The sequence below is a fragment of the Mesorhizobium sp. L103C119B0 genome, assembly GCF_000502235.1.
GTDB lineage: Bacteria > Pseudomonadota > Alphaproteobacteria > Rhizobiales > Rhizobiaceae > Mesorhizobium.
Genome location: NZ_AYXE01000064.1, coordinates 1 through 1,825 on the forward strand (window position 1 = coordinate 1; position 1,825 = coordinate 1,825).

The window sequence follows — 1,825 nt, forward strand, 5'->3', positions numbered from 1 at the left end:
CCTTGGCGATCGCCGCGATTGCCGGCATTTTCGCATGGCAGAAGTTCTCAGTGCCATCGCGGCCATCGGTTGCCGTGCTGCCGTTTGCAAACCTCGGCGGCGATCCAGGCCAGGACTATTTCGCTGACGGCATCACCGAGGATCTGATCACCGACCTCACCAAGCTGTCCGGTCTGGACGTCATCGCGCGCAACTCGGTGTTCGCCTACAAGAACAAGCCTGCAGCGCTGGCGGACGTCGCGCGCGACCTTGGCGTCCGCTTCGTTGTCGAGGGGAGCGTCCGCCGCACCGGCGAGCAGATCCGCCTCAATGCCCAGCTCATCGATACGGCAACGGGCGACAATCTGTGGGCCAACCGGTTCGACCGTGGCATGGCCGGCGTGTTTGCCGTCCAGCACGAGATGAGCGGCGAGATCGCCAAGGCGCTTGGCATGCAACCTTCGGCAGCGGAAAGCGAACGCATGGCGCGGCCGCCGACCGAAAACCTCGAAGCCTACGACTTCTATCTTCGTGCCGAGCAGACAGCACGGACCGGTCGGCGCGACGGCCTGCGGGAGGCGCTCACGCTCTACGACAAGGCCGAGCAGCTCGACCCCGCTTTTGCGGAAGCCTTCGCGGCGGATGCAAGCACGACGGTGTATATCTGGCGTGAATCGTTCAATGACATCATGCAGAGCGCGCCAGCACGAAAGAGAGCATATGAGAAGGCGAGCCGAGCTTTGCAACTCGACCCTGACCTTTCGTCGCCCTATGCTATTCTTGGGATCATGCAGGTCGTGGATCGCCGCTACGAGGAAGCCATCGCTTCGGTCGAGCGAGCCGTCGCACTCGGCCCCGGCGATGCTGAGACGCAAATAGCCCTGGGATACGTGCAACTGTTCGCCGGCAGTCATGCTGAGGCTGCCGAAGCGGTCGAGACGGCGCTCAGGCTCGATCCCAACCTTTCACCTGTAAACCGGCAAATTGCCGGTCTGGTCTTTCTAATTCAAGGGAGCAACGACAGGGCGATCGAGGCCCTCGAACGCACCCGCGACGATGCGCCGTCAGTCGGAGATTTCACGATCACGCTTGGTGCCGCCTACGCCCGCGCCGGCCGCCTGCAGGATGCCAGGGCGGCAGTGGCCGAGGGGCTAGGTGCCATGTCCACACCAGGTTTCGATTCATTGTCCGCATACCGACTCAACGGTGCCCAATATCGTAACCCGCAGGATTTGGCTCTCATCGTCGACGCGTTGCAGCAGGCGGGCTTGCCCGAATGGCCGTTCGGTTTCACCGGCGATGAGCACAACCGCTTGAAGGGCAAGGAGATCGCCTCGCTGGTGCTGGGCCATACTCTGCAGGGTCAGCTTGAGCCCGGTCTCCAACCAGCCTTCCTCCAGATCGGGAGCGACGGCAAGGCAGCCTTCCGCTCCACGACGCGGCTGGTCACCGAGACCGTCCGTGTCGATGGCGACTTATTGTGCGAGCTGAGCGAGAATATGTTCGGGCGCCCCGACTGTGGACCCGTCTATAAACGCCGCGACGATGGAGGCGGCGGCTATTCCTTCGTCAACTCAAGCAAGGTGTTTCACTTTACGGTTGTTCAGTAGAAGCACACGCGTCATAACGGACGCACACACTCGCGTCCGATGCGGGACTAGAATAGGCTGCGCGAAGCCGCTTGATCGACCAAGGAGGGCGCAGGCAGGTATGGAGCGAAGGCTTACCGCGATCCTTGCTGCCGACGTGGTCGGCTACAGCACGCTCATGTGCGAGGATGAGGTCGGCACGCTCGAACGACTGAAGGGTTGCCGTCGAGAACTGGTCGACCCCGCGATCAAGGAAT

The 1,825-nt window shown here is 62.2% G+C and carries 1 protein-coding gene; it reads left to right on the top strand.

Annotated elements, in window-relative coordinates:
• Positions 1–1,589 (top strand): tetratricopeptide repeat protein (locus X728_RS136985; RefSeq protein ID WP_023833346.1); only part of this gene is annotated, 1,589 nt, incomplete at its 5' end.
• Positions 1,590–1,825: the final 236 nt, after the last annotated feature.